Here is a 13,406-nt window from a genome sequence, read left to right on the forward strand (position 1 = left end):
CCGAATACAGCTAGCGGCCGGCCTGCAGCGCTCCCCAGGTCGCCGGGCCGACGATGCCGTCGACGCCGAGACCGCGGGTGCGCTGGTAGTCCCGCACGGCGGTGTCGGTCTGGGTGCCGAAGGCGCCGTCGACGCCCACGGTCCGGCCGAGGGTTGCCGTCAGCGCGCGCTGCAGCCGGCGCACCGCGATCCCCGAGGAGCCGCTGCGCAAGGTCGGTGCGGAGCCGAGGGAAAGCAGGGCTGTCCAGGTGCCGCGGCCGGCCACGCCGTCCACCGATAGTCCACGGCTCTGCTGGAACGACCGCACAGCGGATTCGGTTTCCGAACCGAAGGTCGATCCCGGTACGCCGGGCAGGGATCCGCGGAGCTTCAGCAGGCAGTTCAGCGCCAGCACCGGCGCGCCCGAGGCGCCGGAGCTCAACGACGGGTACGACGTGAAGTCGAACGTCGCTTTCACGCACGCGGCCGGGAACGCCGTCGAGGTGAGCCCGAAGCCGTTCGGCACCGAACGCTGCGAGCCGTCCGACGGCACGTTCTGCACCGAGAGTTCGACCTCGCCGGGTGCCTTGGCGACCATCGTCGTCGAGCCGCCGCCGTCGAGGTTGATCGCGTCGTCGGCGCCGAGCGACTTCATGAACGCACCCAGCTCCGCGTACGTCATGCCCTGGCTCGTCGTCGACCGGCCGTCCAGCGCCACCAGCCACATCCGCGTCCCGTCGGCCGAGAAGCCCACGGCGGTACGCGGGTTGCGCGGATGCGACGGCACGTCGACGACGCCATCTCGAAGCAGGACGAGGTTTCCGCTGATCGCGACCTCCGCGGCCGCGCCGGTGTACCGCGGCCGGTACGTCACCGACACCGCGTCGCTCACCTGCAGGCCGGCCAGCGCGTCGCCGCCGGCCTCGCGGCCGACGAGCACGACACCGTTCGACGGGATCGCGGTCGAGCCTGCGGCGGTACGCACCGCGGACACCACGCCCGCTCGTACCTCCACCTCGCGGATCCGCGCGCCGCCGCTCACGGTCAGCGCCCGGCTCGCCGATCCCCAGGCAGGCGTGAAGACCGCGAGCCCGTCGACCGGGATGCCAGGAGAGTTGAGCTTCGTCGCCGGCCGCGAAACACCGCCAGGCAAGCCGATCACCGCGTCCAGGAAGATCGGCACGAGCCGCCCGACGTGGGCGGAACCCGACGCGCTGATCGCCAGCGACTCGTTCCAGCCCGAGGCGGGCGCGTTCAGCAACGTGCCGGCGTCGATGCCGACCCCGCGCGGCGCGTTGGTGTTGCCGATGTCGAAGAAGTCACCGTTGACCGCGGCGATCGCCCCGACCCGCTTGGCCTGCGTGGTCATCGCCGTCGCCGCCGCGACCGTGCCCGGATAGGTGTACGTCACGCCGACGGCCGGATTGCTGAGGTCGACGTCGAGGATGTCGGCCTCGTCGACGCCGTTGTCGTACTGGCTGTGCACGATCCCCGGCGCGATCGTGGTCGCCTGCACCTCGATCATCGGCCGTGCCGGAAGCAGCTTCGCCCGCGGGACGAGATGGTCGGTGACCTGTTCGCCCGACCCGGCGCCCTCCCTCGCCGGATCCGGACCGCCCGAAGCCAGCGCCGGCCACCCACCGGCCAGCAGCAGTGCCGTTGCCCCGCACAACACCGTCGTTCGTCGCAGCCGCATGTCCCCTCCCAGCCCCGGTGTTACTCGTTGCTGAGATGTTCGGCTCGAACGAAGAGAATTGGCAGAGCAACGGCACCAAGCTGCCGCTACCGGCTCAGCCCGTACGCCCGCACGATCGTCGCCTCGTACGTGTTGCCCTTGCTGTCCGAGGCTTTCGTCCGCAACGAGACGAACGACGCAGCCGTGTTCCCGGTCGCGACGACCGCCAGGTACCTGCCGTTGCCGACCGGCAGCACCGGCGCCTTCCACCAGCTCACACCGTCATCGGTGGAGGCCTCGACGTCGACCGCACGCAACGTCCCGACCTTCGAGCCGGGGTTCGGCGTCACGTCTACCGGCACGAACTGCACCGGCCCTTCGTGGTTGCGGTTGTGGTCGTCGACGCTCGGCGCGAAGCCCACCACCCACGCGGGAATCGGCCGCCAGCCCTCGATGGTCTCCGGGTCGGTCAGCGGCACGTGCTCGGTGTCGAACGTCCACTTGGCGGCGAGCCGGGTCGAGACCTCCGAGTTGCCGATCTGTTCCCTGGACGTCGAGACCGCGAAGCTGCAACGCGACCGCTCCGCGGGCACGGCGTACCGGCCGAAGCTCGGCACGCCGTAGTCGAGCACGAGCTTCGCCGGCTTGCCGTCACAGGTCATCGTCCGCTCCCAGCCGTCGTCGACGATCGAGTCGCCGCCGTGCCCGTTGCCGTCTCCGAACAGCATGAACGTGGCCTGGACCGTGTCGCCGTTGCGGCCGAGCGGCGCCACCGGCTCGAAGACGTACGGCGTGAACCGTGGCGAGAATGCTGCGACGTTCCACCGCTCGCGATACGTCCTGCCCGGGCGGTACGTCCGCCAGTCCTGCTGCAGGAAGTGGTCGGACTCGTACCAGCCGTCCTCGCCCAGCCTGCCCTGGCTGGCGAAGCCGGCCCACCGCATCGGCTGGTCGGGCGTGTGGAACACCGTGACCTGGCCGGGCAGGTCGTCGTACAGGAACGACAGCCACGAGCCACTGTTGGCGTCCGGCGAGCCGAAGAACTCCCGGTTCGCCAGGCGTCCCTCGGTCTGAGCTGCCTGCTCGTGCACGACCTTGACCAGGTCGCGGTCACGTACGACCCGGTCGAGCCCGGTGAAGTAGGCGCCCTGCTTGGTGTAGCCGAGCGCGTAGATGTACGGCGTGTTCCTGAAGTCGCCGTCCGGCCCGGGCACGCCACCCTGCACGTCGAGCCAGCTGACCAGCTCCTTGCCCGGCACCGGAGGGCCGAGCTGTGCGGTGTAGATCTTGACGCCTGGCGACTGGCCGCTGTACGAGGCGAACCGCCGGCCGCCCGAGCCGTACTGCACATAGTTCACCGAGTAGACGTCGACCATGGCCTCGGCCCGCTCCGCGCGCACCGACACCGGCTTGGCCGCACGCAGGTCCTGCGCCACCGACACGTCGTGGTCCAGCCGGACCAGCGGCCGCAGCGCGCTGTAGTGGGAGAGCTCGTCGCCGTCCTCGAGGTCGAGGTACGACGCGACGGCGTAGCGCCCCTTGGGCAACCGCAGCGTCCACGGCTCGCTCCCGGACTCGACGAGCTCGAACACGTCGTTGTCGAGCCCGTAGACGACGTCCAGACCCTCGGCCGGGCCGCCGTCCGGGCCGGTCAGCGTACCGGTGAGGTCGTAGCTCTCGACCTCCTTCTCCAGCCCGATAGGGGTTCCGACCGACTGGCCGGCCGCCGTCGCGGTGATCCGCCCGCTGTAGACGCCGTCCGGCCCGCCGTGGTCGGTGTCGGACGTGACGGTGACCGGGGCACTGCCGCCGGCCGGAATCGTCAAGCTGGTGGCGGAGAGCTCGACCGCACCCTCCGGCGCCGGCTTGCCGTCCGGACCGGTGAGCTCGGCCGCGAGTCGTACGGTGAGGGCGGAGTCGCCGAGGTTCCGGTAGGTCAGCTGCTTGCTCACCGGAGTGTCGTCGGCGTGCGGCCACAGCTGCGTTCCGAAGCCCAGTCCGGACGGCTCGGCGACCAGCGTGGCGTCGATGACCTGGTCGACGGCTACCCGGCCCGCGCCCTGCTGGAACGCGCTCAGCTCGGCGTTCGGCTCGGCGGTGCCGGTCAGTGCGGCCTTCAGCTGCGGACCGGTCCACGTCGGGTGCTGCTGCGCGAGGATCGCGGCGGCGCCGGCGACATGGGGCGTCGCCATCGACGTGCCGCTCAGGCTCACGTAGTCCTCACCGGGCTCGCCGAGCTGCCCGTTCGCCGCCCGCGCGGCCGTGATGCCGACGCCGGGAGCCGTGATGTCCGGCTTCAGCGCGTTGTCGCCGACGCGTGGGCCAGGGCAGGAGAACCGTGCGATCGCCTCTTCGCCGTCGACCGCTCCGACCGCGAGTGCCGCGTCGGCGCTGGCCGGCGAGCTGACCCTGCACTTCTGCTCCCAGGGCAGCAGGTTGCCGGCCGCGATCACGAACAGCGTCCCAGTCTGCTCGGTGAGCGTGCCGACCGCTTCCTCGAGCGGGTCGACGCCAGGCGTGTCGGTGCCGCCGAGGCTGAGGTTGACCACCTTGGCGTGCTGCTCGACGGCGGCCCACTGCATGCCGGCGAGAATCCACGACTCCTCACACGAGCCGAAGCCGTCGCAGACCTTGCCGTTCAGCAGCTCCGCGTCCGGCGCGACACCCCTGTACTTGCCGGCGGACGCGGCGCCGCTGCCCGCGATGGTCGACGCGACGTGGGTGCCGTGACCATACAGGTCGTCGGTGCCCTCACCGGTGAAGTCCTTGGCCGCCGTGACCTTGCCGGCCAGGTCGGCGTGCGTGGTGTCGATGCCGGTGTCCAGCACGGCGACGTCGATACCGTCGCCGGTCAGCCCGCGCTCCCAGGCCGCCGGGGCACCGATCTGCGGGACGCTCTCGTCGAGCGACACCTGGCGCTTGCCGTCCAGCCAGATGGTGCCGACGCTCCTGGCCGTACGCAACCGGTTCCAGGCGCTGGTCGCGTCGCGCTTGGCGACCGTGGCGGCCGAGCCCGCGACCGCGGGCAGGTCACGCCGCGAGGACACCGGAACGCCGGCCAGCGCGGTTCTCCCGTTCTGCTTGGGATGCCGGACGATCAGCGGAATGTCGGACCGTTTGGCGTCGTCGTACCCGGCCCGCACCAGCTCGGTGACGTCGAACAGGCGGCCGTCGAGCTTCCCGGACGCGACCAGGCGCGCAGCGTCGTTCGGGATCACCATGGTGTGGCCGGCGGTCTGGAACCGGAGGTATCCGATCCGTTCGCGCCCCTTGGCGGCCACCACCCTGACCTGTCCCGAGCTGCCCGGCCAGACGACCACCCGCTCGCCGGTCAGCAGCGTGACGGTCCGCGTCCCCGGCTGACCGGCCACGATCCCGTTGACTGTGCCTTCCCCGGGTCCGGCCCAGCCCGAGGGGCTGAGACCGAGGACGAGGAGCGCGACAGTGGCGCCGAAACCGGCGATTCTCTTGAAACGCACAGAAATCCCCTCCGTTGGCAGACTTGTGTCCGGTTTTCAAGACGTGTCGACGTGACCAATTGGTTGGGGCCGGGAGAACGGCCGGCGAAACTCTTGTCCAGTTCGGTCGACCGCGTTGACAATTGTTGCCGCCGCGGATTCACTGCCTGGCAAGTGCTCCGAGCAGCTCGGTCCGGGTGAGGTTCCCGTCTTCGACGACATCCAGCCCGCAGCCCAGCCCGGGCAGCGGCTCTGCTTCGTCGCCATGGCCTGGGGCAACGACAAAGGCCAAGCCTGCTTGACGGTTGCTTGACGGTTGCTTGACGACTGCTTGACGAACGACCGAAGGATCCGGCATGACCATTAGTACGGTTTGGTGGCGGCGCCTGGCATTCGGCGCCGCCTTCGCCACGCTTGGCGCGCTCGCCGTGCCAGTGCCCGCAGGCGCCGGGCAGGCCCCTGCACAACCCGCTCCGGTGCCGCCGAGCTCGCAGGCTTCCACGTCCGACGCGGAGCTGTACGGTCTCACGACCGGGCAGCGCACGCGGGCCGCGACGACCGAGGCGGTCGAGCCGCGGCTCGAGACCTACTCCGCGAGCCGCCCGGTCGCACCTGGCGTCACGTTGCGCTCGTTCGACAGGTACGGCCCGGACGCGTACTCCGGAACGCCGAACTGGCTGCAGTCCGACAGTCTGACCGTCGACCTCACCAAGGGCGCGACGGTCGACTACCTGTTCCCGGGTCGCGTCGCCGCCGGCGAGCCGATCTCCACGCAGGCCAGTCGCGTCGGCGCGGTCGCGGCCGTGAACGGCGACTTCTTCGACATCAACAACTCCAACGCACCCCTCGGCGTCGGCATCAAGCACGGCGAGCTGCTGCAGTCGCCCGGCACCGATCCCGCCTGGCGGCAGTCCGCGGCCATCTTCACGCCGGACGGCATCGGTTCGATCGGTGAAGTGTTCTTCGAGGGCACGATCACACTGCCGGGCGGGTCGACTCCCCTTACCGGCTTGAACAAGACCGCGCTCCCGGCCGACGGCATCGAGGCGTTCACGCCGGTGTGGGGTACGTACTGCCGGTGCCGGGTGACCCAGGGCGTGGCCCGGGTGACCGAGGTCGAGGTACGGAACAACCACGTGACGGCGGTCCGGCAGGCCGCCGGCGAGGGTGAGATCCCCTCCGACGGCTTCGTACTGGTCGGCCGCGAGGCGGGAGCGGACCGGCTCGCCCAGCTGGCCGTCGGCGACCCGGTGTCGATCGACTACCAGGCACGTACGGACGACGGCGCGCGCATCCAGGCGGCGATCAACGGCCGGCAGCTGCTGGTCGTGAACGGCGTCGCGCAGCAGGCGTCGCAGGGCAACAACATCCCGCCCGCGCCGCGTACGGCGGTCGGCTTCAGCCAGGACGGGAAGAAGATGTTCCTGCTGACGGCCGACGGCCGGCAGCCCGCGTTCTCCGACGGGCTCGGGCTGGACGAGCTGGCCCAGATGATGGTCGAGCTCGGCGCGTACAACGCGGTCAACCTCGACGGCGGCGGCTCGACGACGATCATCGCGCGCAAGCCGGGCGCGACCACGGGCCGCGTCGAGAACGTCCCGTCCGACGGGCGGGAACGCAACGATCCCAACGGCCTCGGCCTGTTCGCGCCGAAGGGCAGCGGACGGCTCACCGGCTTCTGGGTGGAGACCGCGCTGGACCCGACCCGTGCCACCGGCTCGTCGACGATCGCGCTGGCGCGACCGGAACGCGTCTTCCCCGGCTTCTCCCGGCGGCTGACCGCGGCCGGCTACGACGAGACGTACGGTCCGGCAGCCGGAACCCCGCGGTGGGCCGAGTCGGGCGATGCCGGAACCGTCAACAGCAGTGGGGTCTTCCGGGCCACCCGGCCCGGCCAGGCCACCGTGACGGCATCCAAGGGGCAGGCGCACGGCTCGGCCAAGCTCACGGTCCTGCAGCCGGCTACCCGGATCGGCGCGACGACCGAGCAGGTGACGCTCACCGGCTCCGGCGCGATGTCGACGTTCGGCGTACTCGGGTACGACCGGACCGGTTCCAGCGCTCCGTTCGAGCCGTCCGAGGTCTCCTTCAGCTATGACACCTCGCTGCTCGACATCACGACCGACGCCAACGGCACGTTCGTCGTCACGGCCAAGCAGGCGTCCGGCAGCTCGCTGGTGACCGTCCAGGCCGGCTCGCTGGCCACCGTCGTTCCCGTCACGGTCGGCCTGGAGGAGGTGCTGATCTCCGACTTCGAGGACGCGTCGAAGTGGAGCTTCTTCGGCGAGCGGGCGACCGGCACGGTCAGCTCGGCGCCCGGCAAGGAAGGCAACGGGCTGCGGCTGACGTACGACTTCGCGAGCACCACCGAGATCCGGACCGGCGGCGCCACGCCGACGCAGACCCTCGCCATTCCCGGGCAGCCGCGGGCGTTGCGGCTGTGGGTGAACTCCTCGGCCAAGGGCGAGTGGGCCAGCATGCAGGTCTACGACGCGACCGGTGCGTTGCTGCCGGCGTTCCGTGCGGGCTATCTCACGGGTACGGGCTGGCAGCAGCTGGAGTTCCCCGTACCGGCCGGAACGCAGTACCCGTTGACGTTCCGGCGCTACTACTCCGCCGAGACAGTGGCGACCAAGCAGTACCAGGGCGACATCGTGATCGACCAGCTGACCGCGCTGGTGCCGCCGTCGATCGACGTGCCGGCCGCACCGAAGGTCGAGGATCCCGTTGTGGTGCAGGACGGAACGCTCGACGACTCGTCATGGCGCTTCGCGGTGATGTCCGACGCGCAGTTCGTTGCCCGCAGTCCCGACAGCGACATCGTCAAGCAGGCCAGGCGTACGCTGCGCGAGGTGCTGGCGCAACACCCGGACTTCCTGGTCATCAACGGCGACCTGGTCGACGAGGCCTCCGTCGCCGACTTCGAGCTGGCCAGGCGGGTGATCGACGAGGAGTTGCAGGGCAGGCTGCCGTACTACTACGTGCCAGGCAACCACGAACGGTTCGCCGGAACGCTGGACAACTTCAAGGCGGCGTTCGGGGCGACCCAGAACGTGTTCGACCACAAGGGCACGCGGTTCCTGACGTTCGACAGCTCCGGAATCTCGATCCGGGCGAGCGACTGGACGCAGCTGCGGACGTTGCGCACCCAACTCGACGCGGCGGCTCGCGATCGTTCGGTGAAGTCCGTGGTGGTGCTGCAGCACGTACCGCCGGACGACCCGACGCCCGCCAAGGCGAGCCAGCTGTCCGACCGCAAGGAAGCATTGACGATCCAGAACTGGCTGGCCGGGTTCGAGCACACCTCCGGCAAGCAGGCCGCGTTCGTCGGCGCTCACGTCGGCACCTTCCACGCGACCTCGGTCGACGGCGTGCCGTACGTCGTCAACGGCAACTCCGGCAAGAACCCATCGACCGCTCCGGCCGACGGCGGCTTCACCGGCTGGTCGTTGTGGGGCGTCCGGGGAGCTGACGTGCGGGTGGAGATCCGGCCACACGTCGACGCGCTGACGCTGAACGCGCCGACCACGTTGCAGGCCGGCCGCTCGGCCGACGTGTCGGCAACGCTGACGCAGGGCAGCCGGGTCGTGCCGGTGGCCTACCCGGTGTCGGCGGACTGGTCGGGCTCACCCAACCTGCACGTCGGCTCGAAGTCCGGCCTCAGGCCATGGCACACCGCCTAGTTCGACCCGTCGACCGGCAAGCTGACCGCGTTCTGGCCGTCCCAGGTCCAGCTCGCTGTGACGGTCAACGGCCTCACCCAGAAGTCCACGATCCGGATCGCGGCCCGCTCAGCCGCCTAACCGGAGTACGGCGCACGGAACGGCCAGCCGAGCGGCTGGATCGATGGCACCGGTGGAAGACGATGGTCTCCCGCCGCCGCCACCAATCCAGCCGCCCCAGCCCCGGCCACCAAACAACAGACCCCAGCCCAAGCCACCAAACAGCAACCCCCCAGCAAAAGCCGGCAACCTCCACTCACAAGTAGTGACAGCCCGACTCGCCGCCGTTATCCTGCGAGCAACACCAGGGCAGACCCAAGGGGGTCCCGTGAGAAGTCGCCGCAGCCAACTCCTTGTCGCCAGTGCCGCCACCTGCGCGCTCTCGTTCTCGTTGCTCGCCGCCGCGACACCCGGCAACGCCGCGCCCGAGCCGGCGCTCGCCGAGGTCACGGTCACCCCGGTCGAGGTCGACGTCCTGGTCGGACCAGCCAAGGACACTCCCTGCCGGATCGTCGCCGACCTCTACCTACCGTCCACCGCGACTCCACAGCAGCGCCAGCCCGCGGTCCTCACCACCAACGGCTTCGGCGGCAGCAAGGCCGACCAGGCCGGCATCGCGACAGCACTCGCCCAGCGCGACTACGTCGTCCTCTCCTACTCCGGCCTGGGCTTCGGCGGCTCCCAGTGCAAGATCGCCCTCGACGAGCCGGCCTTCGACGGCCTGGCCGCGAGCCAGCTGATCGACTACCTCGCGGGTACGAAGAAGGACACAGCCGGCGCCACCGTCGACGTCGTGGCCCTCGACGCACCAGGCGACCCCAAGGTCGGCATGTTCGGCGGCTCCTACGGCGGCGGCGTGCAGTTCGCCGCGGCCTCGGTCGACCCCCGCCTGGACACCATCATCCCGACCATCACGTGGAACGACCTGTCGTACTCCCTCGCACCCAACAACACCGGCTCGGCTTCGGACCCGGGCGTTCTCAAGCGCGTCTGGACCGACCTGTTCGCCGTCGGCGGTGTGCTGGCCGGCCTGCAGTACGCCCCGGGCGACCCGCGCCGCCTGCTCGGCTGCCCGAACTTCCGCGACTGGATCTGCCCCGCGCTGATCGAGCCCAACGTGCTCGGCTACGGCACGCCGGCAACCGTCGCCAACATGCGGCGCGCGTCGGTCTCGTCGTACGTCGGCAACGTGCACACGCCGACGCTCATCCTGCAGGGCGAGGACGACACACTGTTCAACCTGCAGGAGGCGGTCCGGACCTACCGCGCGCTCGACGCGCAGGGCACGCCGGTACGGATGATCTGGCACCGGTGGGGCCACTCCGGCTCCACCCCGCCACCCGGCGACCTCGACCTGTCGGGTCAGCGCGCACCGGAGACGACCTACCTCGGCCGGCGGGTACTCGACTGGTACGCCTACTGGTTGCGCGGCGACCACACCCGTGACCTCGGCCCGAAGCTGGCGTACTTCCGCGACTGGATCCCCTACGACGGCAACGCGGTCGCGGGCTCCGAACCCGCCTACGGCGCGAGCGAGACCTACCCGATCGGCACCACCAAGCCGTTCTACCTTTCTGGCAACGGCAGCTTGACGGCAGATCGCACAGCTGTCGTCGGCGGCTCACGCTCCTGGGCCAACCTCTCGGCGATACCGACCTCGTACTCCGAGTTCCCGCCCGACTGGGACGGCCTACCGCCGACCGACCTGCCCGGCACGTACGCCGCCTGGACCAGCGCGCCGCTCGCCGAAAGCATCGACACCGCAGGCGTTCCGACGCTTGACGTCCGGTTCACCTCGCCGCTCGCGGCGATCACCCAGCTCACCGGTCCGGCCGGCCGGCTGGTCGTGTTCGCCAAGATCTACGACGTCGCTCCGGACGGCGCGATCAACCTGGTCAACCGCCTGGTCTCGCCCGTCCGCGTCCCGAACGTCAACCGGGCCTGGCGAGTCGAGTTGCCGGGCGTCGTGCACCGCTGGCAGCAGGGGCACCGGATCCAGGTCGTGCTCGCCGCCAGCGACATCGCGTACGCCGGCAACACCGCGGTCCTTCCGGTGTCGGTGAACACCACCTCGTCGTACGTGCCGGTGCTCAACCTGCCGGTCACGACAGGCTGAACACCGAGGCGCGCCGGATCAGGCGCCGACGTAGTCGGCGAGGTGCTGGGCGGTGAGCGTCTTGCGAGCTGCCGTGAGGTCGGTCGGCGTGCCCTCGAAGACGACCTTTCCGCCGTCGTGCCCGGCACCCGGCCCGAGATCGATGATCCAGTCGGCGTGGGCCATCACCGCCTGGTGGTGCTCGATGACGATCACCGACTTGCCGGAGTCGACGAGCCGGTCCAGGAGCCCCAGCAACTGCTCGACGTCGGCGAGGTGGAGACCGACCGTCGGCTCGTCGAGCACGTAGATGTCGCCCTTCTCGGCCATCTGTGCGGCCAGCTTGAGCCGCTGCCGCTCGCCGCCGGACAACGTGGTGAGCGGCTGTCCGAGCGAGAGGTAGCCGAGCCCGACATCCGCCAGCCGGTCGAGGATCTTGTGCGCGACCGGCACCTTCGCGTCGCCGGACTCGAAGAACTCCACCGCCTCGGTCACCGGCATCGCGAGCACGTCGGCGATGTTCTTCCCTCCCAGGGTGTATTCCAGCACGGCCGCCTGGAACCGCTTCCCCTCGCAGTCCTCGCACGGCGACTCGACGGTCGCCATCACGCCGAGGTCGGTGTAGATGACCCCGGCGCCGTTACACGTCGGGCAGGCGCCCTCGGAGTTGGAGCTGAACAGCGCCGGCTTCACGCCGTTGACCTTCGCGAACGCCTTGCGGATCGGCTCGAGCAGGCCGGTGTACGTCGCGGGGTTGCTCCGCCGGGAGCCGCGGATGCCGGTCTGGTCGATCACCACCACACCCTCGCGACCGGCGACCGAGCCGTTGATCAGCGAGCTCTTACCCGAGCCTGCGACGCCCGTGACCACGCAGAGCACGCCGAGCGGGATGTCGACGTTCACGTTGCGCAGGTTGTGTGTCGACGCGCCGCGGATCTCGAGCGCGCCGGAGGCCGGCCGTACTGAGCCCTTGAGCTTCGCCCGGTCGTCGAGATGCCTGCCGGTGATCGTGTCGCTCTTGCGCAGCCCGTCGACCGAACCCTCGAAGCAGACCGTGCCGCCCGCTGCACCCGCGCCCGGGCCGAGGTCGACCACGTGGTCGGCGATCGCGATCGTCTCCGGCTTGTGCTCCACGACCAGCACGGTGTTGCCCTTGTTGCGCAACTGGAGCAGCAGCGCGTTCATCCGCTCGATGTCGTGCGGGTGCAGCCCGATCGTGGGCTCGTCGAAGACGTACGTCACGTCGGTGAGCGACGAGCCGAGGTGCCGGATCATCTTGGTGCGCTGCGCTTCACCGCCGGACAGCGTGCCCGCCGGCCGGTCCAGCGAGAGGTAGCCGAGGCCGATCTCCGCGAACGAGTCGAGCAGTGCCCGCAGGCCGTCGAGCAGCGGCCGCACCGACGGCTCGGACAGCTTGCCCACCCATTCGGCCAGGTCGCTGATCTGCATCGAGCAGAGATCGGCGATGTTCTTGCCCTTGATCTTCGACGACCGCGCCTCCTCGCTGAGCCGGGTGCCGCCGCAGTCGGGGCAGGTCGTGAATGTCACGGCCCGCTCGACGAACGCGCGGATGTGCGGCTGCATCGAGTCGAGGTCCTTGGAGAGGAACGAACGCTGGATCGACGGGATCAGGCCGGCGTAGGTCAGGTTGATGCCCTCGACCTTGATCTTGGTGGCCTCCTTGTAGAGGAGGTCGTGCAGTTCCTTCTTGGTGTACTTCCTGATCGGCTTGTCGGGGTTGAAGAAGCCGCTGCCGCGAAAGATGCGGCCGTACCAGCCGTCCATGGAGTAGCCGGGGATGGTGAGCGCGCCCTCGTTGAGCGACTTGCTGTCGTCGTAGAGCGCGGTCAGGTCGAAGTCGTCGACCCGGCCCATGCCCTCGCAGCGCGCGCACATGCCGCCGAGATAGACCCGCTTGCGTACGACGACCTTCTCGCCCGCGCCCTTGGCGACCTCCATCGCGCCGGTGGCCGTACGGGTCGGGACGTTGAACGAGAACGCCTGGGGCGACGAGCTGATGTGGGGCTTGCCGATCCGGCTGAACAGGATGCGCAACATGGCGTTGGCGTCGGTCGCCGTACCGACGGTCGAGCGGGGGTTGGCGCCCATCCGTTCCTGGTCGACGATGATCGCCGTCGTCAGGCCGTCGAGCACGTCGACCTCGGGCCGGGCCAGCGACGGCATGAAGCCCTGCACGAAGGCGCTGTAGGTCTCGTTGATCAGCCGCTGCGACTCCGCGGCCACGGTGTCGAACACCAGCGAGCTCTTGCCGGAACCGGAGATGCCGGTGAACACCGTGAGCCGGCGCTTCGGGATCTCGACACTGACGTCCTTGAGGTTGTTGACCCGCGCACCGAGCACCCGGATCAGGCCATGGCTGTCGGCGACGTGCGGCGCAGGCGACTGCGGCTGGGCTTTGGTTCTCGCGGCCTTCTTGGCGGTCATCGTGTCTCCATGGTTCCTCGTGTCGCCTGCCT

The 13,406-nt window shown here is 69.9% G+C and carries 5 protein-coding genes; 2 read left to right on the forward strand and 3 right to left on the reverse strand.

The genetic code is table 11. From position 1 onward, the window contains the following. Window positions 1-10 precede the first annotated feature (10 nt). Both ACYVF6_RS05770 and ACYVF6_RS05775 read right to left on the reverse strand, forming a co-directional pair. The gene (locus ACYVF6_RS05770) at window positions 11-1,675 is read right to left on the reverse strand and encodes a phosphodiester glycosidase family protein (RefSeq protein ID WP_460516671.1); all 1,665 of its coding nucleotides are present in this window, start codon (window positions 1,673-1,675) and stop codon (window positions 11-13) included. Between the two features lie 86 nt (window positions 1,676-1,761). Continuing rightward, window positions 1,762-5,133, reverse strand: a complete 3,372-nt coding sequence (locus ACYVF6_RS05775) for a S8 family serine peptidase (RefSeq protein ID WP_460516674.1) — start codon at window positions 5,131-5,133, stop codon at window positions 1,762-1,764. A gap of 335 nt (window positions 5,134-5,468) precedes the next feature. Between ACYVF6_RS05775 and ACYVF6_RS05780 the strand changes: the two genes are divergently transcribed. Together ACYVF6_RS05780 and ACYVF6_RS05785 are read left to right on the forward strand one after the other, a co-directional pair. Continuing rightward, a complete protein-coding gene (locus tag ACYVF6_RS05780; RefSeq protein ID WP_460516677.1) occupies window positions 5,469-8,795 on the forward strand; it encodes a phosphodiester glycosidase family protein in 3,327 nt (1,108 codons plus the stop codon). A 367-nt stretch (window positions 8,796-9,162) separates the two neighbouring features. Continuing rightward, the gene (locus ACYVF6_RS05785; RefSeq protein ID WP_460516680.1) at window positions 9,163-10,950 is read left to right on the forward strand and encodes a S15 peptidase family protein; all 1,788 of its coding nucleotides are present in this window, start codon (window positions 9,163-9,165) and stop codon (window positions 10,948-10,950) included. An 18-nt stretch (window positions 10,951-10,968) separates the two neighbouring features. Here ACYVF6_RS05785 and ACYVF6_RS05790 read toward each other — a convergent pair whose 3' ends face one another. After that, window positions 10,969-13,374 carry an excinuclease ABC subunit UvrA gene (locus ACYVF6_RS05790; protein ID WP_460516682.1) on the reverse strand — a complete coding sequence of 802 codons (2,406 nt, stop codon included), beginning with the start codon at window positions 13,372-13,374 and terminating at the stop codon, window positions 10,969-10,971. Window positions 13,375-13,406 lie beyond the last annotated feature (32 nt).

The sequence above is a fragment of the Flindersiella endophytica genome, from assembly GCF_054779015.1.

Coding starts and splice junctions, on each gene's coding strand:
- ACYVF6_RS05780 (WP_460516677.1), top strand. CDS start 5,469: ATGACCATTAGTACGGTTTGGTGGCGGCGCCTGGCATTCGGCGCCGCC.
- ACYVF6_RS05790 (WP_460516682.1), bottom strand. CDS start 13,374: ATGACCGCCAAGAAGGCCGCGAGAACCAAAGCCCAGCCGCAGTCGCCT.
- ACYVF6_RS05770 (WP_460516671.1), bottom strand. CDS start 1,675: ATGCGGCTGCGACGAACGACGGTGTTGTGCGGGGCAACGGCACTGCTG.